The sequence below is a fragment of the Nonomuraea sp. NPDC059007 genome (genome assembly GCF_042740555.1).
Lineage (GTDB): Bacteria > Actinomycetota > Actinomycetes > Streptosporangiales > Streptosporangiaceae > Nonomuraea.
In genome coordinates this window covers 1-22,923 of sequence record NZ_JBHYJD010000053.1, presented here as the reverse complement: position 1 = coordinate 22,923, position 22,923 = coordinate 1, and the positions used below count along the sequence as shown (strand labels likewise).

Annotated in this window: 24 protein-coding genes; 11 read left to right on the top strand and 13 right to left on the bottom strand. The window is 69.3% G+C overall.

Features of this window, described 5'->3' with window-relative positions; genetic code table 11:
* Positions 1-26: 26 nt before the first annotated feature.
* The 6 genes from ACFWY5_RS48295 to ACFWY5_RS48270 form a co-directional block, all read right to left on the bottom strand.
* Positions 27-1,409 carry an acetyl/propionyl/methylcrotonyl-CoA carboxylase subunit alpha gene (locus ACFWY5_RS48295; protein WP_379638939.1) on the bottom strand — a complete coding sequence of 461 codons (1,383 nt, stop codon included), beginning with the start codon at positions 1,407-1,409 and terminating at the stop codon, positions 27-29.
* A 175-nt stretch (positions 1,410-1,584) separates the two neighbouring features.
* Positions 1,585-2,847, bottom strand: coding sequence for an HD-GYP domain-containing protein (locus ACFWY5_RS48290; RefSeq protein ID WP_184972453.1), 1,263 nt, complete (start codon positions 2,845-2,847; stop codon positions 1,585-1,587).
* 11 nt (positions 2,848-2,858) lie between these two features.
* Complete coding sequence (locus ACFWY5_RS48285) at positions 2,859-4,208, bottom strand: HD-GYP domain-containing protein (RefSeq protein ID WP_379612228.1); 1,350 nt, start codon at positions 4,206-4,208, stop codon at positions 2,859-2,861.
* A 236-nt stretch (positions 4,209-4,444) separates the two neighbouring features.
* The gene (locus tag ACFWY5_RS48280; protein WP_379612229.1) at positions 4,445-5,383 is read right to left on the bottom strand and encodes an NAD-dependent epimerase/dehydratase family protein; all 939 of its coding nucleotides are present in this window, start codon (positions 5,381-5,383) and stop codon (positions 4,445-4,447) included.
* A gap of 10 nt (positions 5,384-5,393) precedes the next feature.
* Entirely contained in the window at positions 5,394-5,621 is a 228-nt protein-coding gene (rsrA, locus tag ACFWY5_RS48275; RefSeq protein ID WP_379612231.1) for a mycothiol system anti-sigma-R factor, read from the bottom strand.
* Between the two features lie 35 nt (positions 5,622-5,656).
* Complete coding sequence (locus ACFWY5_RS48270) at positions 5,657-6,262, bottom strand: sigma-70 family RNA polymerase sigma factor (RefSeq protein WP_379612232.1); 606 nt, start codon at positions 6,260-6,262, stop codon at positions 5,657-5,659.
* A 253-nt stretch (positions 6,263-6,515) separates the two neighbouring features.
* On the opposite strand from ACFWY5_RS48270, the gene ACFWY5_RS48265 reads away from it, so the two are divergent.
* Positions 6,516-7,250 carry a class I SAM-dependent methyltransferase gene (locus ACFWY5_RS48265; protein ID WP_379638938.1) on the top strand — a complete coding sequence of 245 codons (735 nt, stop codon included), beginning with the start codon at positions 6,516-6,518 and terminating at the stop codon, positions 7,248-7,250.
* On the opposite strand, the gene ACFWY5_RS48260 is transcribed toward ACFWY5_RS48265, so the two are convergent.
* Positions 7,247-7,579 (bottom strand): TraR/DksA family transcriptional regulator, encoded by a 333-nt coding sequence (locus tag ACFWY5_RS48260; protein WP_379612235.1) that lies wholly within the window; start codon positions 7,577-7,579, stop codon positions 7,247-7,249. The genes ACFWY5_RS48265 and ACFWY5_RS48260 overlap by 4 nt on opposite strands.
* Before the next feature lie 152 nt (positions 7,580-7,731).
* Positions 7,732-8,478: an SOS response-associated peptidase gene (locus tag ACFWY5_RS48255; protein WP_379638937.1), complete on the bottom strand. Its 747-nt coding sequence runs from the start codon at positions 8,476-8,478 to the stop codon at positions 7,732-7,734.
* Positions 8,479-8,942: 464 nt separating this feature from the next.
* On the opposite strand from ACFWY5_RS48255, the gene aroA reads away from it, so the two are divergent.
* From aroA to ACFWY5_RS48240, 3 genes are all read left to right on the top strand, one after another.
* The gene (gene aroA, locus ACFWY5_RS48250; protein ID WP_379638936.1) at positions 8,943-10,244 is read left to right on the top strand and encodes a 3-phosphoshikimate 1-carboxyvinyltransferase; all 1,302 of its coding nucleotides are present in this window, start codon (positions 8,943-8,945) and stop codon (positions 10,242-10,244) included.
* Positions 10,241-11,284, top strand: coding sequence for a ribosome small subunit-dependent GTPase A (rsgA, locus tag ACFWY5_RS48245; RefSeq protein WP_379612259.1), 1,044 nt, complete (start codon positions 10,241-10,243; stop codon positions 11,282-11,284). Before aroA ends, rsgA begins: the two co-directional genes overlap by 4 nt.
* 256 nt (positions 11,285-11,540) lie before the next feature.
* Entirely contained in the window at positions 11,541-12,440 is a 900-nt protein-coding gene (locus tag ACFWY5_RS48240) for a zinc-binding dehydrogenase (RefSeq protein ID WP_379612238.1), read from the top strand.
* Between the two features lie 217 nt (positions 12,441-12,657).
* Here ACFWY5_RS48240 and ACFWY5_RS48235 read toward each other — a convergent pair whose 3' ends face one another.
* A complete protein-coding gene (locus tag ACFWY5_RS48235; RefSeq protein WP_379638935.1) occupies positions 12,658-13,101 on the bottom strand; it encodes a DUF4442 domain-containing protein in 444 nt (147 codons plus the stop codon).
* Positions 13,102-13,195: 94 nt separating this feature from the next.
* On the opposite strand from ACFWY5_RS48235, the gene hisN reads away from it, so the two are divergent.
* Positions 13,196-14,014 (top strand): histidinol-phosphatase, encoded by an 819-nt coding sequence (gene hisN, locus ACFWY5_RS48230; protein WP_379612240.1) that lies wholly within the window; start codon positions 13,196-13,198, stop codon positions 14,012-14,014.
* Here the strand turns inward: hisN and ACFWY5_RS48225 are convergent, their stop codons facing one another.
* Both ACFWY5_RS48225 and ACFWY5_RS48220 read right to left on the bottom strand, forming a co-directional pair.
* Positions 14,015-14,800: a fructosamine kinase family protein gene (locus tag ACFWY5_RS48225; protein WP_379638933.1), complete on the bottom strand. Its 786-nt coding sequence runs from the start codon at positions 14,798-14,800 to the stop codon at positions 14,015-14,017.
* Positions 14,797-15,267 (bottom strand): low molecular weight protein-tyrosine-phosphatase, encoded by a 471-nt coding sequence (locus tag ACFWY5_RS48220; protein ID WP_379612242.1) that lies wholly within the window; start codon positions 15,265-15,267, stop codon positions 14,797-14,799. Before ACFWY5_RS48220 ends, ACFWY5_RS48225 begins: the two co-directional genes overlap by 4 nt.
* Before the next feature lie 150 nt (positions 15,268-15,417).
* Between ACFWY5_RS48220 and ACFWY5_RS48215 the strand changes: the two genes are divergently transcribed.
* The 5 genes from ACFWY5_RS48215 to ACFWY5_RS48195 are packed head-to-tail and all read left to right on the top strand — an operon-like array spanning position 15,418 to position 19,810.
* Complete coding sequence (locus tag ACFWY5_RS48215; RefSeq protein ID WP_379638932.1) at positions 15,418-16,422, top strand: PstS family phosphate ABC transporter substrate-binding protein; 1,005 nt, start codon at positions 15,418-15,420, stop codon at positions 16,420-16,422.
* On the top strand, positions 16,422-17,363 hold the full coding sequence (gene pstC, locus ACFWY5_RS48210) for a phosphate ABC transporter permease subunit PstC (RefSeq protein WP_379612244.1): 942 nt from the start codon (positions 16,422-16,424) through the stop codon (positions 17,361-17,363). The genes ACFWY5_RS48215 and pstC overlap by 1 nt, the downstream gene beginning before the upstream one ends.
* The gene (gene pstA, locus ACFWY5_RS48205; protein WP_379612245.1) at positions 17,363-18,259 is read left to right on the top strand and encodes a phosphate ABC transporter permease PstA; all 897 of its coding nucleotides are present in this window, start codon (positions 17,363-17,365) and stop codon (positions 18,257-18,259) included. The genes pstC and pstA overlap by 1 nt, the downstream gene beginning before the upstream one ends.
* 19 nt (positions 18,260-18,278) lie before the next feature.
* The gene (gene pstB, locus ACFWY5_RS48200) at positions 18,279-19,106 is read left to right on the top strand and encodes a phosphate ABC transporter ATP-binding protein PstB (RefSeq protein WP_221341587.1); all 828 of its coding nucleotides are present in this window, start codon (positions 18,279-18,281) and stop codon (positions 19,104-19,106) included.
* Positions 19,106-19,810, top strand: coding sequence for a response regulator transcription factor (locus ACFWY5_RS48195; protein WP_379612246.1), 705 nt, complete (start codon positions 19,106-19,108; stop codon positions 19,808-19,810). Before pstB ends, ACFWY5_RS48195 begins: the two co-directional genes overlap by 1 nt.
* Here the strand turns inward: ACFWY5_RS48195 and ACFWY5_RS48190 are convergent.
* Positions 19,807-20,796: a serine hydrolase gene (locus tag ACFWY5_RS48190; RefSeq protein ID WP_379638931.1), complete on the bottom strand. Its 990-nt coding sequence runs from the start codon at positions 20,794-20,796 to the stop codon at positions 19,807-19,809. The two genes, ACFWY5_RS48195 and ACFWY5_RS48190, sit on opposite strands and share 4 nt — an antisense overlap.
* Positions 20,797-20,853: 57 nt before the next feature.
* Positions 20,854-21,735, bottom strand: a complete 882-nt coding sequence (locus ACFWY5_RS48185; RefSeq protein ID WP_379638930.1) for a phenylalanine 4-monooxygenase — start codon at positions 21,733-21,735, stop codon at positions 20,854-20,856.
* A 218-nt stretch (positions 21,736-21,953) separates the two neighbouring features.
* Here ACFWY5_RS48185 and ACFWY5_RS48180 point away from each other — a divergent pair, with 218 nt between their 5' ends.
* Positions 21,954-22,415, top strand: coding sequence for an Lrp/AsnC family transcriptional regulator (locus ACFWY5_RS48180; RefSeq protein ID WP_379638929.1), 462 nt, complete (start codon positions 21,954-21,956; stop codon positions 22,413-22,415).
* Positions 22,416-22,923 lie beyond the last annotated feature (508 nt).

Here is a 22,923-nt window from a genome sequence, read left to right as displayed (position 1 = left end):
CTGACGATCCAACCATGTCACGTGCGCTATGCGCGCATACGCCCGACCAGACCCGTGTCGTAGTCCCCGCTGACGAACTCCGCGTTGTCCAGCAGTTCCGCGCAGAACGGCAGGTTGTTCTTGGGGCCCTCGACGGCGAACCCGGCGACCGCGTCCTTGGCCCGCTCGATGGCCTGCGCGCGGCTGTCGCCGTACACGCACAGCTTGGCCATGAGGGGATCGTAGAACGGGGTGACCGTGTTGCCTTCCACGTAGCCGGAGTCGACCCGGGCGTCGGCCGGCTCCCGCCAGACCGTGATCTTGCCAGGTCCGGGGAAAAAGCGCTTGGGATCCTCGGCATAGACGCGGAACTCGATCGCGTGGCCGCGCGGCTCTGGGCGCACCTCGGGGTTCTCGCCCGCGGCCACCCGTAGCTGGAGCTCCACCAGGTCGAGGCCGGTGACGAGCTCGGTGACCGGATGCTCCACCTGGAGCCTGGTGTTCATCTCCAGGAAGACGAAGTCCTGCTTGTCGGCGTCGACCAGGCACTCCACGGTGCCCGCGCCCAGATATCCCACCGCCTCGCCGGCCCGCACCGCGGCGGCCAGCATGCGCTCACGCAACTCGGGCGTGACGCCCGGCGACGGGGACTCCTCCACGACCTTCTGGTGGCGGCGCTGCACCGAGCAGTCGCGCTCGCCCAGCGCCACGACGCGGCCGTCGGGCAGGCCGAGGATCTGCACCTCGACGTGGCGGGCCCGCTCGATGTAGCGCTCCAGCAGGATCGCCGGACCGGCCAGAACGTCGCCCTCGCCACCGGCCGTGGCCGCGCCGGCGAAGCGCGCCGCCGCCCTGGACGCCTGCTCGAACGCCTTGGCCAGTCCCTTCTCGTCGTGCGCGACGCTCATCCCGATGCCGCCACCGCCACCGGCCGTCTTCACCATGACCGGATAGCCGATCTCGGCCGCCGCCAGCACCGCCAGCTCAAGATCGGTGGCCGGCTCGCGGGTGCCCGCCGCCACCGGCACACCGGCCGCCTCCATCAGGTTGCGCGCGTTGATCTTGTCGCCCATCCGCTCGATCGCCTCGGGCGCGGGTCCGATCCACACCAGCCCGGCCTCGGTCACCGCGCGGGCGAACGCCGCGTTCTCCGCGAGAAAGCCATATCCCGGATGTACGGCACGCGCCCCCGTCCGCTGGGCCGCCGCGAGCACCTTGTCCACGTCGAGATAGGACTGCGCGGGATTGGCGGGGCCGAGCAGCACCGCCTCGTCGGCCTCGGTGACGAACGGCAGATCGGCGTCGGCCTCGGAGTAGACCGCGACAGCGCGCAGGCCCAGGCGCTGGACCGTGCGGATGACGCGCCGCGCGATCTCGCCTCTGTTGGCGATCAGAACGGGTCCCAGGGTCCCCAGGGTCGCTGTAAGCACGCGCCCACCCTACGACCGCGCCCTCAGCCACCCCTTCTCCGCAAAACCACCGATCCCGGGAGGGTGTTCTGTAGAAACCGCACAAAGGCGAGGGGCAAGAGAGGCGCTATATCCCCCCGAACGGCCCGCCACTTTGTACGAGGTCAGAAACCCTCCTGATTCCGCCCCGACCCCCCTAAATCCGGTGGGCAGGCGCCCGGTCGACCACGCGGGCCAGCCCGCCGATGCAGGCGGCGTCGTACTCCGAGCCGCCCGCCAGGCGCAGCCGTTCGAGTGCGGCACCGGCACGGTCGCGGTCGGTCGAGCCGCCGACGAGGTCGTCGTAGGCGTTGGCCACCTTGATGATGCGGCTCGACAGCGGCGGGTCCTCGTCGATCGGGTCGCACTGGCGGCGCACCACGTCGGCCACGCGGTCCAGCACGCCGGTCTGCCTGATGACCTCCGCGCCCAGCTCGGCGATCCGCCTGGCCTGCTCGGGGTCGGTCAGCACGGTCGCGCCGCCCGGGATCGGGTCGCGCAGGGACAGCTGGCCGATGTCGTGCATCAGCGCCGCGTACTCCAGCTCCAGGAGTTCCGGCTCGGACATGCCCAGCTCGCGGCCGATCGCCACCGACAGGCGGCTCACCCTGCGGGAGTGGCCGGGCTCGACGTAGCCGCCCACCTCGGTCACCCGCGACAGCGCGCGTACCGTCTGCAGGTAGGTGGCGCGGATGCCGGCGTACTTGCGGAAGGCGACCTGCGTGACCAGCAGGGGCGCGGCGAAGACGACCAGCGCCACCAGGTCCATGCTGTGGGAGGCCAGCGCGAGCAGCACGCCGGAGGCGGCGACCGCCGCGCCCAGCGGGAACGCGGTGCGGACCTCGTCGCTGACCGCCACCTTGAACGCGGTGCGCACCTGCTCGGCGCGGAGCATCGCGGCGATCAGCACGTCGATGCCGAGGGTGAGCGCGATCAGCGTGACCATCACCGTCAGCGCGGGCCACCAGGTGCCGCGGTCGCCCAGCGTCAGCTCGTGCAGGGTGCCGGCCAGCGGGCGGAAGGCGAAGGCCAGCAACGCGCCGGTCAGCAGCCGCCTGGCCATCGCGTCGAGGCGCGGCGGGCGGCCCACCGCCAGATGCGGTAGCGCGCCGGCCATCATGCCGACCGCGATCACCGCGACCACCTGCAGCGCCGAGTGACGCAGCGGGTTGGTGGCCAGGTCGAGCAGGAGCGTGTAGCCGAGAGCGGCGGCGGCGCCGATCGGGGCCACCTCCCTGTTGCCCGGCATGGTCAGCCGGGCCAGCTCGCCGACCGCGATCAGCGCGCCGAAGCCGATGGCCACCTCCGGGCGGTCGAGCCCGACCGCCGCGGTGTGCGCCACCCCCGCCACGGCCACCAGCCCGGCGGCGCAGATCAGCAGCAACTGCCCGGAGTCCAAGCCCTGAAATGCGCGCTTCATTGGGTCGCGTTTCATTGGCCCGTCACAACTTGGATCGGCATGGTCGGGTCGTCGTGGTCCTTGATCGTGGCGGCGTCCTCGGGCGGCGGATCCACACGGCGCTGCGGCTGCCACGGGTTGCGTTCCAGCGCCTTGATGAACGCCGCCACCATGACCGGATCGAACTGGGTGCCCGCGCCCCGCTCCAGCTCGTCCACCGCCACCTCGACCGGGCGCGCGCCCCGGTAGGAGCGGTCGGAGGTCATCGAGTCGAACGCGTCGGCCACCGCGATGACCCGGGCGAACTCCGGGATCTCCGGCCCGGCCAGCCCCATCGGGTAACCCTTGCCGTCATGGCGCTCGTGGTGGTGCATGATCCCGGCGAAGGCCTCGTCGAGGAAGTCGATGCCGCGCACGATCTCCAGGCCCCGCATCGGGTGAAGCTGGATCGCGGCGAACTCCTCCTCGGTCAGCGGGCCCTCCTTCTGCAGCACCTTCGTGGGCACGCCCAGCTTGCCGACGTCGTGGAGCATGCCGGCGTAGCGGATGGCCCGCAGCCGGTCCATGCCCATGCCGATCTCCTGCGCGATCATGGTGGAGGCGAGCGAGACGCGGGTGCAGTGGCCGCGGGTGTAGTAGTCCTTCGTCTCGACGGCCTGGCACAGCGCGGCCATCGTGGCGTCGTAGGAGCGCTGCTGCGCGTGGTACTGGCCGAAGGCCCACCTGGCCACGAACAGCGGCAGCAGCACCAGCACCGCGGAGATCGACTGGATCGTCGCCCACAACCCCGCCACCAGCAGGCCGAACGTGCCGTAGCCGAGATAGGTCAGCAGGAACTGCACCATGCCCCGCATCGGCACCTCGCCCGCGCTCACCTGCGTGGCCAGCGAGATCATGGTGAGCGTCAGCACGATGTTGAGCGGCACGAAGACGGCCGTGGCCGCCGCGTAGGGGCCGATCAGGTCGTCGAACGCGTTGACCTGCGGGACCCCGGAGACTCCGCCTAACTGCTGGTAGACCCATCCGGCCGCATAACCGCACAGGGCGAACTGGGCGCCGTTGAACAGCCGCTTGATCAACGGCAGGCCGGGCCGTACGCTCAGGACCGCCGTGAGGCCGACCAGCGCGGCCCCTTCCATCCCGATGAGCACCACCGCGGCCAGCGCGGCCGAGAAGCTCACCGACACGGCGAACTGCTCCACGTTGAGCAGCGTCGGCATCGACTCGCACACCAGGAACAGCAGCGCGAGCACGAGCAGGATGCCGAGGCTCTCCGAGGCGACCAGCTGCCCCTTGGTGATCAGGCTGTGGGCGAACAGCGCGGTCGCCGCGCCGATCACGGCGAACAGATAGACCTTCGCAGGCCACGAGAGATCACGCATTGTGGCTCCCCTTTGGAGCTCAGGTCCAGGAGACTCCGGGCGGGAGGGCGCCACCGCCCCCGCCGGTCGCCAAGAGGAGAACGACCGGTGTGATCAGCACGAGCGCCGTGATCAGCCGGGCGGTCGAAACCTTCAACATCCACTTCCTCCACGTCGAATTCTGTGATTCACGCTACAGAAGTTGACGTGCTGAAACGGGTGGAGTCGAGAATCGCAAGCAAAGCGTAATCAAGCCACTACCTGCGGCAACTCCGCCTCCAATCGACTGTGGCGCGCAGGCCACTGGCCAGGTCACTCGCGGGCTGCCAGGAGAGCCCGTCGTAGGCGGGCACCGGGTCCACGGCCATGGCCGGCAGGTCGCCCGGCCTCGGCTGCGCGAAGCCCGGCTTGTCCTGGGCGCCCACCGCGTCGGCGATGAGCGAGTGCAGACGGCGGTCGGTGGTCTGGATTCCGGTGCCCAGGTTGAAGCGGCACGCGTTGCCGTCGGCGCCGCACGCGCGCACGAAGCCGTCGACCACGTCGTCCACGAAGACGTAGTCGCGGGTCTGGGTGCCGTCGCCGTAGAGGACCGTGGGCACGCCGTTGAGCAGGGCGTCGGTGAAGATGGCGACCACGCCGGCCTCGCCGTCGGGGGACTGGCGCGGGCCGTAGACGTTGGAGAGGACGAGCGTGGTGTACTCCAGGCCGTACAGGGCGTGGAAGGTCGACAGATACGTCTCGGCGCTGAGCTTCGATGCCGCGTACGGCGAGCGGGGGTCGGCCGGGGCGTCGGCGGGAACCGGGATCGCGGGCGGCCGGCCGTACACCGCGACGGAGGAGGCGAACACCACCTTGCGGCTGCCACCCTCGCGCGCGGCGGCCAGCACCGACGCGGTGCCCTCGACGTTGACCCGCGCGTCGTGCACCGGGTCGGCCACGCTCCTGCGGACGCTGATCTGCGCGGCCAGGTGACAGATCACCTCGGGCTTCCACTCCGCGCCGAGCGCGATCATCGCGGGGTCGCGGATGTCCAGCTCGCACAGCCGGAAGCGCTCGTGCGTCAGGGCGCCGGCCAGGTTCGCGCGGCTGCCGGAGGAGAAGTCGTCCACGGCGACCACGTCGTGGCCGTCGCCCAGCAGGCGGTCGACGAGATTCGACCCGATGAAACCGGCTCCTCCGGTGACCACCACGCGCATGGGGAAGATCTTAGTCGGACAGCTCCGCCCGGACCTGCTCGATACGGCCGAGCACCTTCGACCTCAGATCGGCCGGCACCGGATCGCAACCGCAGTGCTTGGCCACGAGCTGCTTCACGACCTTGTCGAGGTCGTACTCCTTGAGGCACGGGTCGCACTCGTCGAGGTGCACCCGGATGTCGACGCAGTCGCCCTCGCCGAGCTCCCCGTCGATGTAGGCGTAGACCTTGTCCAGCACTTCACGACAGTCGGTGTCATGCGGGTTTCCACAGCTCATTTCGACCCCTCCGCAGGGACAAGGCCACGGTCGCGAGCATAGTCCTCGAGCAGGTTCCGCAACTGCCTGCGGCCGCGGTGCAGCCGGGACATGACGGTGCCGATCGGGGTGCCCATGATGTCGGCGATCTCCTTGTAGGGGAACCCCTCGACGTCGGCGAGGTAGACCGCGATCCTGAACTCCTCGGGCAGCGCCGCGAGCGCCTGCTTGATGTCCCCGTCGGGGAGGTGCTCAAGCGCCTCCACCTCGGCGGACTTCAGGCCGGACGAGGTGTGGGACTCGGCGCGCGCGAGCTGCCAGTCCTCGATCTCCTCGGTGCCCGACTGCTTCGGCTCCCGCTGCTTCTTGCGGTAGCTGTTGATGAACGTGTTGGTCAGGATCCGGTAGAGCCACGCCTTGAGGTTCGTGCCCTCCTGGAACTGATGGAACGAGGCGAACGCCTTGGCGAAGGTCTCCTGAAGCAGGTCCTCCGCATCCGCCGGGTTCCGGGTCATCCGGAGCGCGGCGGAGTAGAGCTGCTCGAGGTACGGCATGACGTCGCGCTCGAACCGCTCACTGCGCTGCTCCAGAGTCTCCGCGCCTGTCGCGGGCACCGGACCCACCCCCCTAAGATCACCGGTGGCCGGCTGTGGCGGTACACCGTACTCAGGGGAGAATACCTGCTTGGCACCGAGTCGCCGGTCACTGGGGCCGGGTGACGGTGGCTGTGGACGACCTGCAACTGCGAGCATGCTCGACTCAACCCACCCGCGCCCGCGTCTGTTCCCGCAAGATAGAAGGTGACGAACAACCCGGTGCGGGGAAAATGAATACGTACCGGTTGGTAGCCATTGTCCCGGAACCCAGGAGTCGCGTGTGCTGCCCATTCCGGCCGAGGAACTGAACGGCTCGGGGACCCTCGGGCCGTACTGGACGTTCTATCGCGCGGTCGTCGCGGAACAGCTGAGCAGGTGGCTTCCCGGCCAGCCCTCGGTGATCCTCGACCTGTCCGGCGGGCGCGGACGCTGGTCCGGCCAGGCCGCGCGCGCCGGCCACAAGGTGATCGAGGTCGTCGACTTCCGCAGAACCGCCGACCAGGCCAGGTTGCGCGACGTCAGAGTCCGCCAGGTGCGCTCGGACGACCTGTCCTTCCTGCCCGACGAGAGCGTGGACGCGGTGCTCGCCGAGGAGCGCGCCATGTCGGTGGAGCTCATGGCCGAGTCGGCGATGTCCGACGTGGCCCGCGTGCTGCGCCCCGGCGGGCGCGCGCTGCTGTGCGTCGACTCGCTGGTCCTGGGCATGGCGATCCTGGCCGAGCAGGGCCAGTGGCAGCACCTGCGCCAGACGGGCGAGGTCATGCTCGTACCCTGGCCCGACGGCGGCATCACCCGCTGCTTCAGCAGCGGTCAGCTGCGCGAGCTGCTGATGGGCGCGGGCCTGGAGGTCGAGTGGGTACGGCCGCGCACCGTCCTGTCCCCCTCGACCGTCGACCACGTGCTCGGCTCCGACTCCCGGTCGCTGGCCTGGCTGGTGCGCACCGAACTGGAGGCGCACCCCGACGACGACGACACCGTGGGCATCCACCTGGTGGCCAGCGCCCGCAAGTCCTAGCGGCGCCGCTCCTGCTTCGACTGGCACTGCACGCAGCGCGCGGCCTCTGGGCGGGCCTCCAGGCGTCCTTCCGGGACCGGTTTGCCGCAGTCGACGCATTCGCCGTAAACGCCGTCGTCGATGCGCCTGAGCGCGTTCACGACGGCGCGGCGCTGCGCGACGGCCGCGTCGAGCATGGCCTGGGCGCGGTCGGCCTCGGTGAGATCGGACCCGGCGTCGGCCGCCGAACGCTCACGCACGGCGACGGGCTCGCCGGTCAGGACCCTGATGGAGCGGTCGAGCTCGGCGAGCATGCTGTCCAGGCGTTCACGAGCGGTCGTGTGGTCCACGAATCCGCACCTCCGGGCAGGTGAGGGGAGCCTGGCGAGACTCCCCGGTGGTCCCGCCCTGCGCAAATAGGGGGTGAATGTGGCGGTGACACCGAGTGAACGGTCGCATCGCTTTTCCACCGGATGCCCACTTGGCGTGGTTCTTACACCTTCTAGAAAAGTCCGCTTTCTCCGGGGTCAGGCAGGGGTTTGATGAGGTCCGGCCCGTTGTTCCGGACATTGTTCACATATGTGGACACCGGGTACGCAACCAGCCGGCCCGACTGCGCCGGGATCAACAGTCCCTGGGCCGTCGAGGTGTCGGCGAGCTTCGGGTCGAGCCACTCCGCCCACCGCTCGCGCTCGATCATCATCGGCATCCTGTCGTGGATGTGGCCGAGGTCGTCCTCGGCGTCCGTCGTGATGACCGTGCAGGTGACCAGCCACTTCAGCGGGTCGTCATCCGCGCGCGTCTTGTCCTTCCAGAACTCGTACAGCCCGGCCATCGCCAGCACCCCGCCGTCCTCGGGATGGATGAAGTAGGGCTGCTTCTTCTTTTTGTCGCCCTCTACCGGCATCCACTCGAAGTACCCGTCGGCCGGGATCAGGCAGCGCCGCTTGGCGAAGGCCTGCTTGTAGGCCGGCTTCTCGGCCAGCGTCTCGGCCCGCGCGTTGATCATCCGGGAACCCACCGAGGGGTCCTTCGCCCATACGGGCACCAGACCCCACTTGACCACCCGCAACTGCCTGACCGCCCGCTCGGCCTCCTCGGGCACGCGGCTCAGGACGGCGTAGACCTGCTTTGTGGGGGCCACGTTGTAGTCGGGGCTCAGCTCCTTGTCGGGCTCGGCGTCGAGCTCGACCTGGAACTCCTCCAGCAGCTCGTGCTTCTTCCGCGCCGAGGCGTATCTACCGCACATAGCACCACCCTGCCATGTTCGGGGTTGGGTGCTCGGCGGACGCATCGCCCTTTTTGCGGAATGCCAGGCCCACAACACACCGCCGCCCTCCCCAACGCCACCCCCACGCCAACCTCCCTCACGCCTCGCCTCCTCGCCGCCGCTGTCCCTCCTCCCTCGCCTCCTCCCTCGCCTCCTCCCCCGCTGCCCCTCCTCCCTCGCCTCCTCCCTCGCCTCCTCCCCCGCTGCCCCTCCTCCCCCCCGCTGTCCCTCCTCCCCCCGCTGTCCCTCCTCCCCCCGCTGTCCCGCCTCCCCCCGCTGTCCCGCCTCCCGCCCACGTCCCTCCCCCGACGCCTTCCTCCCGCCTCGCCCACCCCAGCGCCCCGCCCCTTGCCCGGAGGTGTTGTCTCCACAGGCTCTCCCGGCGTTCGCGCCTCCATCCACAGGCTGCGGCCTGCCGTACCGGCTGCCAGTAGTCTTTGACCATGCCCGCTCAGCACTGGCCAGCCCCGGTCGCGACCGCCCCCGTCGCGGCCACCGTCGCCCTGCCCGGCTCCAAGTCGGTGACCAACCGCGCGCTCCTGCTGGCCGCGCTCGCCGACGGGCCAGGCCTGGTCCGCCAGGCACTGCGCAGCCGCGACGCCGACCTCATGGTGGCGGCCCTGCGCGCGCTCGGAGCGGGCTTCGAGGCGGTGGCCGAAACCCCGGCGGGCGTCGACTGGCGTGTCACCCCCGGCCCCGTCACCGGCGGCGCGAGCATCGACGTCGGCCTGGCCGGCACGGTGATGCGGTTCGTACCCCCGATGGCGGCGCTGGCCGACGGCGAGGTGCGCTTCGACGGCGACGCCCACGCCCGTAAGCGCCCGATGGGCCCCATCCTCGACGCGCTGCGCGCCCTGGGGGCGACGATCGACAACGACGCGCTGCCGTTCACCATCCGAGGCCCGCTGAGCGGCGGCGAGGTGACGATAGACGCGTCGGGTTCATCCCAGTTCGTCTCAGGGCTGCTGCTGGCGGCAGCCCGCTTCGAAAAGGGCGTCACGATCAGGCACGCCGGCCCGCCGGTCCCCTCGCAGCCCCACATCCTCATGACGGTCCAGATGCTCAGGGCAGCAGGCGTGAGCGTCGACGACACGGAACCCGACGTGTGGCGAGTCGCCCCCGGCCCGATCGCGGCACGGGAGACGACGGTCGAGCCCGACCTGTCCAACGCGGCGCCGTTCCTGGCCGCCGCCATGGTCGCGGGCGGCTCGGTCACCATCCCCGACTGGCCGCTGAACACCACCCAGCCGGGCGACGTCCTGCGTGACCTGCTCACCCGGATGGGCGCCACCATCGACCTGACACCAACCGGCGAAGGCGTGGCCGGCCTCACCCTCACCAGCACGGGCGGCGGGCAGATCATCGGGATTGACGCCGACCTGCGTGATGTGTCCGAGCTGACGCCCACGATCGCCGCGCTGGCCGCCCTGGCCACCACGCCGAGCAGGCTGCGCGGTATCGCCCACATCCGCGGCCACGAGACCGATCGCATCGAGGCGCTCGTCACCGAGATCAACCGCCTGGGCGGCGACGCGGAGGAAACCGACGACGGCCTGATCGTACGGCCGCGCCCGCTCCACGGCGGCGTCTTCCACAGCTACGCCGACCACCGCATGGCCACCGCCGGAGCGGTCATCGGGCTGGCGGTGCCCGGTGTCGAAGTGGAGAACATCGCGACAACGGGTAAGACCCTGCCGGAGTTCACCCGCATGTGGGGGGAGATGCTGGGGGGAGTAGACCGCTGAAACGGCGGGAATACGACGAGGACGACGTCAGGGTCAGGCCGGGTAAGGGTTCGCGGCCGAGGACCCGGATCCGTCCTGCCCACGAGGACGCCGTCGAGGGCTTCGTGGTCGCCGTCGACCGGGGCCGCTACACGACGCTGGTGGAGGCGGCGCCCGCCGCGTCCGGGGGCCGGGGCCGTAAGAAGGCCAAGCCCGTTCGCCGTCTGGTGGTCGCGATGAAAGCGCGCGAACTCGGGCGTAAGGGCATCGTCGTGGGTGACCGGGTGGCGATCGTAGGCGATGTATCCGGTGAACCCGACACCCTTGCCCGCATCGTCCGCGTCGAACCCCGCACCTCGATGCTGCGCCGTTCCGCCGACGACACCGATGACACCGACGGCATCGAGCGCCCGGTCGTGGCCAACGCCGACCAGCTGGTCATCGTGACCGCCCTGGCCGAGCCGCCGCCCCGGCCACGCATGATCGACCGCATCCTGGTGGCCGCCTTCGACGCCGACATCGAGCCCCTGCTGTGCCTGACCAAGTCGGATCTGGCGCCGCCGGACGAACTGCTCTCCCTGTACGAACCGCTCGGCGTCCCCCACGTGGTCGTCCACAAGGGCGGCTCACTGGAGGAACTGCGCGACCACCTGACCGGTCGCGTCAGCGTGCTGGTGGGCCATTCAGGCGTGGGCAAGTCCACTCTGGTCAACGTCCTGGTACCGGACGCGAACCGGGCCGTCTCCCACGTGAACGCGGTGACCGGCCGCGGCCGCCACACCTCCACCTCCGCCGTGGCGCTGGAACTGCCCGAGGGCGGCTGGATCATCGACACGCCCGGCGTACGCAGCTTCGGCCTGGCCCACATCTCGGTGGAAACCGTGCTGGCCGCCTTCCCCGACCTCATCGAGGTCACCGTCAACTGCCCCAAGGGCTGCACCCACCGCGGCCCCGACTGCGCACTCGACGCCTGGGTCGCCGACGGCCACGCCGACCCGGCCCGCCTCGACAGCCTCCGCCGCCTCCTCGCCACCCGCGACCCCGAACCCTCCACCGACTAACTCCCCCTCGCCGAGCCGAGAACGGGCGGTCCAGAGCGTGAGCCGTGGCAGCCGAGTGGAGTGGGGCCAGAGCTGGGACACCCAGAGAGCCCGGGGCTGCCAAGGGCCCGGTGTGAGGTGTCTGCCGGCCGACAAGGTGCGCACTCGGGCGGCCAACGGTGTGGGCCGGGGCTTGGGCGGTCACAAGCCGCAGGGATCGTGAGGTCGTGCGTGGGGTGTGCGTGGGTCGTGAGGGGTGGGTGGCAGGGTTCTCGGCATGATGAAAGCGCTGATGTTCAATCCGGAACTGTCCATCGCCACCGTGTCCGAGCCCGTGCCCACCGCATCTCAGGTGCTCATCCGGGTGTCGGCGGTGTCGCTCAACTTCGGTGAGGTGGCCTATCACGATCCTCGGTCGCGGCGGGTGCCGGGGTGGGACGCCGCTGGTGTGGTCGTACAGGCGGCCGCTGACGGGTCGGGGCCGTCCGTCGGCATGCGGGTGGTGAGTTTCGGGTGGTCGGGGGCCTGGGCGGAGTTGCGGGCCGTGGACACCGCCGAGCTCGCGGTGGTTCCCGACTCCGTGGATCTGGGGGTGGCCGCGGCGTTGCCGGTGGCGGGGGTGACGGCCGTGCAGGCGGTGCGGCGGCTCGGCCCGATCGCCGGGCGGCGGGTGCTGGTTACCGGGGCGGCGGGCGGGGTGGGGCGCTTCGCCGTACAACTCGCTGCTCGTGAGGGGGCGCGGGTGATCGCGTCGGTGAGCAGCCCGGCCCGTGCGGAGGGCCTGCGCGCGCTGGGCGCCGCCGAGATCGTCAGCGGCCCCACAGACCTGACCGAGCGCGTGTACGGCGTGCTGGACACCGTCGGCGGCCAGCAGCTGGCCGAGGCGTTCTACCGGCTGGAGGACGACGGCGTCGTCCAGGCCATCGGCCGGGCCGCGAAACAGCCGACGCTGATCGACTTCGAACGGGCGGGCTCCGCCTCGGCACGCGGCCGGATCGAGAACTTCAACGTAAGCGCGCCCTTCGGCCCGGACCTCGCCCACCTCCTCACGCTCCTGGAGCGGGGCGAGCTGGAGGTCGAGATCGGCTGGCGCGGCCCGTGGGACCAGGCCACCGTCGCGGCCAAGGCCCTGCTGTCCCGCGAAGTCCGGGGCAAGGCCATCCTCACCCTCCCGTGATCACCCACACCGGGGCAAACCGCCGTTCGGCCCGCACCACCCATCAAACGAGCCCCGCGACGAGAGCCCACCACGTGGGTGGCGCCCCGGGAGCAGCTCGCCTGACTGCGGCAGGAGCCCACCAGCTGGGTCGAGTGGAACTCAAGGCATGGCCGCGGTTGAGGTTGGCGGGGGGAGCTCAACGGGTGGCGGCGGTTGGACCTGGTGGAGGGTGGGGTCAGCGGTTGGGGCGGAGGGTCCAGGAGACGGTCATCTCGCTGACCAGGACGCCCTCGGCGTTCTTGAGTTCCACCGCCACCTCGAACTCCGGCCGCTCCCCCGCGTCCAACCGCCCCACCACCTCGTCCCGCTCGACCTGAAGCCGCGCCTCGGCCGTCACCTCGCCCATGGCCAGCTTCCGGTATCGAATGGTCGCCCCGGTGGCCAGCGGCACCGCGCGCGACAGCTGGTCGCCCAGCGCCGACAGCATGGCCGCCCCGGACGCCGACTCCGCCAGCGTGAACAGGGCCCCGGCATGCGGTCCCGCCACATGGTTGTGCAGGTCGGCACGGTCGGGCAGGCGGCACAGGGCGTACCCGTCGCTCACCTTGTCGAAGACGACCCCGAGGGTGTTCGCGAACGGCACGGTCTGCAGCATGAAGGCGCCCACATCAAAAGACATACCGCAATGCTACTCACCAGTAACACCTGACACCACGTCCAGAGTTGCGGCAAATGGTGGGGAATGTCAGCAAGAAAGGGGGAATCGGCCTCTGATGCGGCGTGTGCCCGGCACGGTAGCGTGGCTCATCGTGACGGGTTACAACGACGATCTACGCCTCGCGCACGTCATGGCGGACGCCGCCGATGACATGACCCTGCGGCGGTTCAAGGCGGTCGATCTCAAGGTCGACACCAAGCCGGACCTCACGCCGGTCAGCGACGCCGACCGGGCGGTCGAGGAGGCCATCCGCGGCACGCTGCGGCGGGCCCGTCCGCGCGACGCCGTGGTGGGCGAGGAGTTCGGGCGGACCGGCTGGGGCGCCCGATCGTGGATCATCGATCCGATCGACGGGACCAAGAACTACGTGCGCGGCGTGCCCGTCTGGGCCACGCTCATCGCGCTCATGGACCACGGCGAGGTCGTCGTCGGGCTCGTCTCGGCGCCCGCGCTCGGCCGGCGCTGGTGGGCGGCCAGGGACGGCGGCGCGTGGACCGGCAAGAGCCTCACCAAGGCCAGCCGCATGCGGGTCTCGGCGGTGACCGATCTGGGTGACGCCTCGTTCTCCTACTCCAGCTTCGGCGGCTGGGAGAAGCAGGGCAAGCTCAACAACTTCCTCGACCTGAACCGCGCCTGCTGGCGTACCAGGGCGTATGGCGATTTCTGGTCACACATGATGGTCGCCGAGGGCGCCGTCGACCTGTCGGCCGAGCCGGAGCTGTCGCCGTGGGACATGGCGGCGCTCACGGTGATCGTCGAGGAGGCGGGCGGGCGGTGGAGCGACGTCGCCGGCGCGCCCAGCCTCGAAGGCGGCAGCCTCGTGTGCACGAATGGCGCGCTCCACGACGCGGTCCTGAACCACCTCAACGCCTGATCAGCCCAGAAGCCGGTCCACGGCGCGCATCAGCTGCCCCCGGTAGCTCTCGCCAAAAAGCACGACATGCACCAGCAGCGGATGCAACTGGTGCAGGGGCACCCGTTCCCGCCATCCGTCCGCGAGCGGGTGCTCCTCCTGATAAGCCCCAAGAATCCGGTCCAGGTACGGCACGCCGAACAAATCCAGCATGGCCAGATCGCTCTCCCGATGCCCGCCATGCGCCGCCGGGTCGATGAGCACCCCGGTCCCGCCGGACCACAGCAGGTTCCCGCTCCACAGGTCGCCGTGGATCCGCGCCGGCGGCTCCGCAGGCCCGGAAATTTCCGGAAACATCGCCACGGCCCGCTCCACCCGGTCTCTGTCCCCGGCGGTCAACGCGGCGGCCTGCCGTACAAAGGGAAGAACGCGGCGCGCGGCATAGAAGGCGGGCCAGTCGGGCGCGGGCGAGTTGTCCATCAGGTGCTCGGCGATGAACCCCGGCCACGGCGCGCCGAAAGCGTCGGCCCCCGCGCGGTGCATCCGCGCGAGCCCCCGCCCGAAACGCTCGGCCGCGACCGGAGTGGGCGGCTCGGTCGGCACCCAGGACAGTACGAGCCGGTCCGCGCCCGCCTCGATCACCTCGGGCACGTCCATCACCTCGCCCAGCCACCGCAGTCCGGCCGCCTCGGAAGTGAACAAAGGGGAAACAATCCCGGACTTGGCGAAGACCTCGCGCCCGTCAGCCAGGAAACCCCGCTCCAGCCGCCATCCGTGCGAGGAGCCGAGCCGCTCGACCACTCTCACCGGAGCTCGTCGGCCAAGTGCTTGGCAAGACCCTCCGAAGCCGCCTTGACCTGCCGCAACACCTCGTCGAAGCCATCCTGACCGCCGTAATAGGGGTCGGGCACCTCCGCCTCCGCCGGCGCGGACGGGTCGAACGAGCGGAACAACCTGACCTCCTGCCCGGCGGGCGCGAGCCGCCTGAGCGCCCGCAGGTTGGCCGTGTCCATGGCCAGCACCAGGTCGTAACGGCTGAACCAATCCCCGGTGAACTGCCTGGCCCGATGGGCGGAGCCGTCGTAGCCGCGCTCGGCCAGCGTCTGCGCGGCCCGCTGGTCCATGGGCCCGCCGACGTGCCAGTCACCGGTTCCGGCGCTGTCCACCACCACTTCGTCCAGTCCGTGCTCGGCCAGCGTGGCCCGCAGGACCACCTCGGCCATGGGCGAGCGACAGATGTTTCCCATGCACACCAGGCATACGCGGTAGGTCATGGGGTCAAGCATGCCGCTTGAGGAGCTATTCACACGAGGCGAGGCACGACTTCCGTCGCCGGTCACGACTCGTTTCATTTCCGTTCACTTTCCCCAAGTTTTATCGGTCACGTAGCAAGCAAGGATCTCCATACGAGAAGGACACAAACCGTGACCAGTGGACAGCGCCGCCTCAGCGCGGTGGCGACGGCCGCCTTCGTCGTTTCCCTCGCGGCGGCCTGTGGCGGCGGCGGTAACACAGCGGCCACCAGCCCCGAGGCCTCCGCCCCCTCTTCGGCCGGCGCCTCCGAGCCCCCCGCGGGCCTGAGCGGCGAGATCAAGATCGACGGTTCCAGCACCGTCGCCCCGCTCATCTCGGTTGCGAGCGAGGCGTTCGGCGAGGAGCAGCCGCAGGTCAAGGTTCCGGTCGGTACCTCGGGCACCGGTGGTGGCTTCGAGAAGTTCTGCGCCGGCGAGACCGACATCTCCAACGCCTCCCGCCCGATCAAGGACGAGGAGAAGACCCTCTGCGAGGGCAAGGGCATCAAGTTCACCGAACTGACGGTGGCCACCGACGCCCTGACCGTCGTGGTGCCCAAGGAGAACACCTGGGCCAAGTGCCTGACCACGGCGCAGCTCAAGAAGATGTGGGAGCCCGCCGCCGAGGGCAAGGTCAAGACCTGGAAGGACGTCGACGCCAAGTTCCCCACCGAGGCCCTGAAGCTCTACGGCCCGGGCGCCGACTCCGGCACGTTCGACTACTTCACCGACGAGATCAACGGTGAGGAGGGCGCGAGCCGCAAGGACTACAGCCCCTCCGAGAACGACAACGACATCGTCAACGGCGTCGCCGGCGCCAAGGGTGGCCTGGGCTACTTCGGGTTCACCTACTACGAAGAGAACATGGACAAGCTGACCGCCGTGGAGATCGACTCCGGCAGCGGCTGTGTCGCCCCCAGCGTGGAGGCCGCCCAGGGTGGCAAGTACACCCCGCTGGCTCGCTCGCTGTTCGTCTACCCGTCGGCCACGGCCGTGAAGCGGCCCGAGGTCGGCGCCTTCCTCGACTACCTGAGCGCCAACATCGGCTCGCTGGCCAAGGAGGCGAAGTTCATCCCGCTCAACGCCGAGCAGGAGGCCAAGCTCAAGAGTGACATCACGGCGCTGAAGGCGGGCTGATGGCTGCTCAGCACCAGGCGACCGCACCGGGGACCGGAAGGTCCCTGGCGCGGTCGCGCCCGCGTTACGGAGAGGCGATCGTCAAGGCGCTGCTTCTGGCGGCGGCGCTGGTCTCCATCGCGACCACCGTCGGCATCATCTACTCGCTCGTCGAGCCCACGATCGAGTTCTTCGGAGAGGTCAGCCTCGCCCAGTTCTTCGGCTCGACCAACTGGGGCCCGCTGATCAAGCCGGCCACGTTCGGCGTCTGGCCGATCGTCGTGGCCACGCTGGAGATCACGCTGATCGCCGTCATCGTGGCGGTGCCGCTGGGCCTGGCCGCGGCGATCTACCTCTCGGAGTACGCCAAGCCGGGCGTCCGCAAGTTCTTCAAGCCGGTCCTCGAGATCCTGGCCGGTGTGCCGACCGTCGTCTTCGGCTACTTCGCGCTGTCCTTCCTCACTCCGCTGCTGAAGGACATCTTCCCCTTCCTGAACCTTGAGGCGAAGAACGCGCTCTCGGCCGGCCTGCTCGTCGGCATCATGATCATCCCGATCGTCGCCTCCCTCGCTGAGGACTCGATGGCGGCGGTGCCGAACGGCCTGCGCGAGGGTTCCTTCGCGCTGGGCGCCTCGAAGATGCTGACCTCGGTCCGCGTCGTGGTGCCCGCGGCGTTCTCCGGCATCGTGGCCGCGATCATCTTGGCGATCTCCCGCGCCGCGGGCGAGACGATGATCGTGGCGGTCGCGGGCGGCTTCAAGTCGATCTTCACCTTCGACCCGACGAACGAGATGGCCACCATGGCGGCCTTCATCGCCCAGGCCGGCGCCGGTGACCTCTCGACCGGCTCGATCCCCTACAAGACGATCTTCGCCGTGGGTTCGCTGCTGTTCATCATCACCTTCGCGATGAACTGGTTCAGCGCCCGGATGGTGCAGAAGTACCGCGAGGTGTACGACTGATGGCAATCCTGTCCACACCTGCCTCCACCGTACGGCTGGCCAGCCAGGGCAGGCCGCTCAAGGAGCACCTGTTCCGGATCGCCCTGCTCGCCAGCCTGGCCATCGCCATGATCTTCCTGGTGGTCCTGCTCGTCTACGTGGTGACGCAGGGCTGGCAGCGTCTCGACCTGAACCTCATCCAGAACTTCCCGTCGCTGCGGTCGGTCAACGCCGCGACGGCCGGTGTGCTGTCGGGCATCATGGGCACGCTGTGGGTGGTCGCGCTGACCGCGATCATGGCACTGCCCACCGGCGTGCTCGCCGCGGTCTACCTGGAGGAGTACGCCGACAAGACCAAGTGGTACAACCGGCTGATCGAGCTGAACATCGCCAACCTGGCGGCGGTCCCCTCGATCGTCTACGGCATCCTCGGTCTCGGCGTCATCTCCCGCGGCTTCGGCCTCGGCCCGAGCGTGATCACCGGTGCGATCACCCTGTCGCTCCTGGTGCTGCCCATCGTGATCATCGCCGCCCGCGAAGCGATCAAGGCGGTGCCGCCGTCCATCCGCGAGGGCTCGCTGGCCCTCGGCGCCACGCAGTGGCAGACGATCTGGCGGCAGGTGCTGCCGGCTTCGGTGCCCGGCATCGCGACCGGTTCCATCCTGGCGCTGTCTCGCGCGATCGGCGAGGCGGCGCCGTTCCTGCTGCTCGGTGCGGCCACGCTGGTCCGCTTCAACCCTGACGGGCTGAGCAGCAGCTTCTCCGTTCTGCCGGTCCAGATCTACAACCTGATCACCAACTCTCGTCCCGAGGTCCAGGTCGTGGGCGCGGCGGCCATCGTGGTCCTGCTCGCGATCCTGCTGCTGATGAACTCAGCGGCCATCTGGCTCCGTAACCGCTACCAGAAGCGGTGGTAAGGAAGAAATGACCGAGATCATGCCGAACATCACCGTTCGCGGGCCGGAGGCCCCCCGGAACATCGAGGCCCTGGACCCGGTGTTCACCGTCTCGAATCTCAGCGTCTTCTACGGCGACTACGAGGCCGTCCGCGGAGTCGACCTGACCATCGGCAACCGCGAGATCACCGCCATGATCGGTCCGTCCGGCTGCGGCAAGTCCACGGTGCTGCGCTGCTTCAACCGGATGAACGACCTCATCCCGGGCGCCCGTGCCGCCGGTTCGATCATGTACCACGGCGAGGACCTCTACGGCGACCACGTCGACCCCATCGAGGTACGCCGCCGGATCGGCATGGTCTTCCAGAAGCCGAATCCCTTCCCCAAGTCGATCTACGACAACATCGCCTACGGCCCCCGCGTCAACGGCATGAAGGGCAAGATGGACGACCTGGTCGAGCAGGCGCTCACCCAGGCGGCCCTCTGGGACGAGGTCAAGGACAAGCTCAAGCAGAACGCCCTGTCCCTGTCCGGTGGCCAGCAGCAGCGACTGTGCATCGCCCGCGCGATCGCGGTCCGGCCCGAGGTCATCCTCATGGACGAGCCCTGCTCCGCCCTCGACCCGATCGCCACCACCAAGATCGAGGATCTGATGCAGGAGCTGTCGCGCGACTACACGATCGTGATCGTGACGCACAACATGCAGCAGGCCGCACGCGTGTCCGACCGCACGGCGTTCTTCACCGCCGAAGTGGACGAGCAGAGCGTACGGCACGGCCGCCTGGTGGAGTTCGACGAGACCAGCCGCATCTTCACCAACCCCTCTGACAAGCGCACCGAGGACTACATCACCGGACGATTCGGCTGATGGCCCACCAGCAGACGGCATCCGAGGTGCACGGGGACACTCGTACGGCGCCCGTGCTGCTGGTGGCCGATCCCGACGAGAGCATCGTCCAGGAGCTGGCCACCGCGCTCGAACGCGAGGGCGTGACCGTCGCCGGAGTCAGCGACGGCGCGCAGGCGTTGCTCCAAGCTGGAGCTCTCAGGCCAGATGTGGTGCTGGTCTCGGCGACCCTGCCGGTCATCAGCGCTGTGGAGTTCGTGCGAGCAGTACGGCTGACGCGAGCCGTTCCCGTACTGCTCGGCGTCGGCGAAGGGCATGCCGAGCAGGCGGTACAGGCTTTGGCGGCGGGAGCGGCGGCCTGCGTGGCCCGGCCGTACCGGGTGCTGGAGTTGCTCCCGTTCGTGCAGGCCGCCTCTCCCGAGTCGCGCACGCTGCTGCGGGTGGGTGAGGTGGAGCTCGACGTACGCGCCTACCAGGTGCGGGTGGGCGGGCGAGCCGTACACCTGCCGCTGCGTGAGTTCGAGCTGCTGCACTACCTGATGCGCAACGCCGACCGCACGGTGACGCGCGAGCAGATCATGCGGCACGTGTGGAACGCCACCGACGCCACGTCCACCAACACCATCGCCGTCCACGTCAAACGGCTGCGCGCGCGGCTCGGCGACGAGGACGATCAGCTCATCCAGACGGTCAGGGGTGTGGGCTATCGCCTGGTGACGCCCTAGCACTTTCTGAATGAGCGCAGGATCCGGGTGACCACGCCTTCTACCGTGGCGATGCCGTCGCCCACCTGCGGGCTGCCCTCGGTCAGGACCGCCACCGCGTACCTTCTGCCGATCAGGCCCACGCTGACCACGGCCCAGCGTTTGGTGGAGACCCGCTTGAGCCAGCCGTTCTTCAGCGCTGTCCCCTGGCCCTTGCACGCGCCCGCGCTCACGCCCCAGTTCTGGCCGTCGATCACCGCGCCCATCAGCTTGAGCACTCGCTCGCGCTCCTTCTCCGGGAGTGGGCTCTTCTTCGACACCAGCGCGTTCATGAGCTTGACCTGGTCATCGGCCGAGGTCCTGGTGATGCCCCAGCAGTACAGGTCGAGGCAGTCGCCGGCCACGCCGCTCGTGTGCCGCAGCCCGAACTTCCTGGCCGCCTTCGTGAAGCCGGCGGCGCCGCCGATGCGTGTCCAGAGCCGGTCGGCCGCGTGGTTGTCGCTGTAGCGGATCATGATGTCGGCGTCGTGGCGGGTGGCTTTGTCCAGCTTGCGCCACGGGGTCTTGCGGAGCAGGGCCATCAGGATGAGCGCCTTGGCGGTGCTGGCGGTGATGAGGCGCTCGCCCTTGTGGTAGCGGTAGACGCGGCCGGTGGCCAGGTCCTTGACGGTGGCGGTTACCGGACCTGGGCGGCCGGCCAGGTAGCGGTTCAGCCGCTTGGTGATCGTCTTGGGGTTGAGCGGGGGCGGCTTGGGCTCCTGCGCGTCCGTGCCTTCCTTGGGCGGCGGTGTGGCCTGTATTGCCCGGGTTCCGTCCGGCTGGGGCGCTTGGGTTCCGTCCGGCGGCGTACCGCGATCCTCTTGGGTGGATGGGCGGGTGGGGCCGATCAACGGGGCTGCTCGGGTCGTGTGTGGTTGCCGGGCCGGGGGTCTTTGGTGGATGGGCGGCAGGCCGTACAGGCTGGTGGGCAGGACGAGTGCGGAGGCCGCGAACACTCGCCACCACACGTATCCCACTCTCCCCCGTGATTTGTCACGCATTATCGTGATAAATCACGGGGACTGCTAGACGTGGGTAAGTTTCGCGATCGAGTCGTCGTCGCAGGTGGCCCAGAACTCCCCGACCACGTCCTCCAGATGCCGCATGGACTCCGCCCGGAACAGGACATCCTGGTACTTCGTGATGTCGTACTCCGTCTGCCCCATGTCACGCAGATCGAGCGGCCGGATCTGCATCCCGCGGAACTCCTCGATCTCCCCATAGGACGACAGAATCCCCGCCCCGTAGGCGCGCAGCTCGTCCCGCTCCGCCATCACGCCGAACTCCATCGTGAACCAGAAGACCTTGGACACGAACTCCAGCGCCTCGTCCCCCTCGACCCTACGAGCCGCCTCCCCGGCCAGCCGGTAAAGCGCCGCGAACCGATCGTGCGCGAGTGCGTTGGCATGCCCGATCACCTCATGGATGACATCAGGCTCAGGCGTGTAGAACGGCACGGAATGATGGCGAATGTACTGAGTGGAGTGGAACAGCCCATCAGCCAGCACCCCATAGAACTCCCGCAGCAGCACCAGCCCCGCCGCCGGCAGATACCGGAACCCGGTGAGCGGCTCCAGCAGCTCACTCACTTCCTCCAACTGCGGAATCCGCTCGTACGGCAGGCCGAGCCGAGCAGTTCCCTCCAGGTACTCCTCGGTGGCGTAGCGCTTGTGCTTGCTGGCCAGTTCCCCCGCGACCAGCGCCCAGATGCCGTGCTCTTCCTCGGTGTACTCGGCGGCCGGAATCGGCATCCCCCGCCGATGGTTCACGGCCAGTCCCGCGATCGCGTTACGCCGCGCCCGGTAGACCGGATCGGCGAACCCCGGATGCGACTGCGAAAGCTCGACCACGACCGAGCCATCCCCCTGCGTCTCGACCGGGGCGAAGTACTGTGCTTCCTCGAACATGTTCACATGACAGCAATTTCCTGATTCGCTGGCAAGAGCGAGCAGTTGGACTGCACGATCCGCCTCACATCGCCCGCCTGCTTCCACAAAAGCTAGTCATTCCGCACAGACCACGAGACATGTCCTTCGTAACCGAAACGCACAGCCGAACGCCAGATAGGCTCCGCTTCATACAGGGACAGCCTCGATCCCTGGTCGAATCGCACAGGGGTAGACGCATGGACGAACTGGACGCCCGCCTACTGACGACCATGCGGGCACACCCCCGCATCGGCCTCACCGAACTGGCCCGCCTCCTGGGGGTGGCCAGAGGAACCGTCCAGGCCCGCGTGGAAAAGCTGACAACCCGCGGCGTGATCACCGACTTCGGCCCCACGGTCGAACCCGCCAGGGTCGGCTACCCGATCCTGGCGTTCGTGTGGCTCCAGATAGCCCAGGGCCGGCTGACCGAGTCCGTGGCGGCGCTACACACGATCCCGGAGATCCTGGAGGTCCACGGCACCAGCGGCCAGCACGACCTGCTGTGCCGAGTGGTGGCGAAAAGCACCGAACACCTCCAGGAGATCATCGCCACAGTCCTGGCCTCCCCCGCCGTCCAACGCACCGACTCCACCATCGCCCTCTCCACCCAGATCCCGTTCCGCATAGAACCCCTCCTCAACACAGCAGTCACCCCATAGCCCACCAAGACAACGGGAACGCGTGGCGCCACATCGGGTTCACCACACCCGCCGCCCGAGCTTCTCCCCAAGCCGACGCCAGACAAGCGGCGGGACAGAGCTGAGCGCCGTGCGCGTTGCGCCGTTCACGTCAGCGGAGGGTGCTCGCCGCACCGGCGCTTGACAAGCGTGAGGGAGGGCGACGCGGATAGGAGGCGGGTGGGAGGCGAGGCGTGCGGGGAGGGGCTGCGAGCCCTTCCCGGTGCAGGGTGGGAGGCGGTAAGCCCCCGCCGGTGCAGGGTGGGGGCGGTGAGCCGTCGCCAGCGCCTCCGGGGGAACCCAGCGCCTCCGGGGGAACGCAGAAAAGGGACCACCCCGCGACGGCGGGACAGCCCCTTCGGAACGCGAAAAAGGGGCCCGACCCTAAGGCCAGACCCCTTCTCCTCTTGCATGTTTTTGTGCGGCGGTGACCTACTCTCCCACACCCTCCCGAGTGCAGTACCATCGGCGCTGGGAAGCTTAACTTCCG

What these genes read in the sequence shown, in the direction of transcription:
- ACFWY5_RS48290 (WP_184972453.1), bottom strand. Translation starts at nt 2,847, where the DNA reads ATGAAGCGCGCATTTCAGGGCTTGGACTCCGGGCAGTTGCTGCTGATC.
- ACFWY5_RS48285 (WP_379612228.1), bottom strand. Translation starts at nt 4,208, where the DNA reads ATGCGTGATCTCTCGTGGCCTGCGAAGGTCTATCTGTTCGCCGTGATC.
- ACFWY5_RS48280 (WP_379612229.1), bottom strand. Translation starts at nt 5,383, where the DNA reads ATGCGCGTGGTGGTCACCGGAGGAGCCGGTTTCATCGGGTCGAATCTC.
- ACFWY5_RS48255 (WP_379638937.1), bottom strand. Translation starts at nt 8,478, where the DNA reads ATGTGCGGTAGATACGCCTCGGCGCGGAAGAAGCACGAGCTGCTGGAG.
- aroA (WP_379638936.1), top strand. Translation starts at nt 8,943, where the DNA reads ATGCCCGCTCAGCACTGGCCAGCCCCGGTCGCGACCGCCCCCGTCGCG.
- ACFWY5_RS48240 (WP_379612238.1), top strand. Translation starts at nt 11,541, where the DNA reads ATGATGAAAGCGCTGATGTTCAATCCGGAACTGTCCATCGCCACCGTG.
- ACFWY5_RS48235 (WP_379638935.1), bottom strand. Translation starts at nt 13,101, where the DNA reads ATGTCTTTTGATGTGGGCGCCTTCATGCTGCAGACCGTGCCGTTCGCG.
- hisN (WP_379612240.1), top strand. Translation starts at nt 13,196, where the DNA reads ATGCGGCGTGTGCCCGGCACGGTAGCGTGGCTCATCGTGACGGGTTAC.
- ACFWY5_RS48220 (WP_379612242.1), bottom strand. Translation starts at nt 15,267, where the DNA reads ATGACCTACCGCGTATGCCTGGTGTGCATGGGAAACATCTGTCGCTCG.
- pstC (WP_379612244.1), top strand. Translation starts at nt 16,422, where the DNA reads ATGGCTGCTCAGCACCAGGCGACCGCACCGGGGACCGGAAGGTCCCTG.
- pstA (WP_379612245.1), top strand. Translation starts at nt 17,363, where the DNA reads ATGGCAATCCTGTCCACACCTGCCTCCACCGTACGGCTGGCCAGCCAG.
- pstB (WP_221341587.1), top strand. Translation starts at nt 18,279, where the DNA reads ATGCCGAACATCACCGTTCGCGGGCCGGAGGCCCCCCGGAACATCGAG.
- ACFWY5_RS48195 (WP_379612246.1), top strand. Translation starts at nt 19,106, where the DNA reads ATGGCCCACCAGCAGACGGCATCCGAGGTGCACGGGGACACTCGTACG.
- ACFWY5_RS48185 (WP_379638930.1), bottom strand. Translation starts at nt 21,735, where the DNA reads ATGTTCGAGGAAGCACAGTACTTCGCCCCGGTCGAGACGCAGGGGGAT.
- ACFWY5_RS48180 (WP_379638929.1), top strand. Translation starts at nt 21,954, where the DNA reads ATGGACGAACTGGACGCCCGCCTACTGACGACCATGCGGGCACACCCC.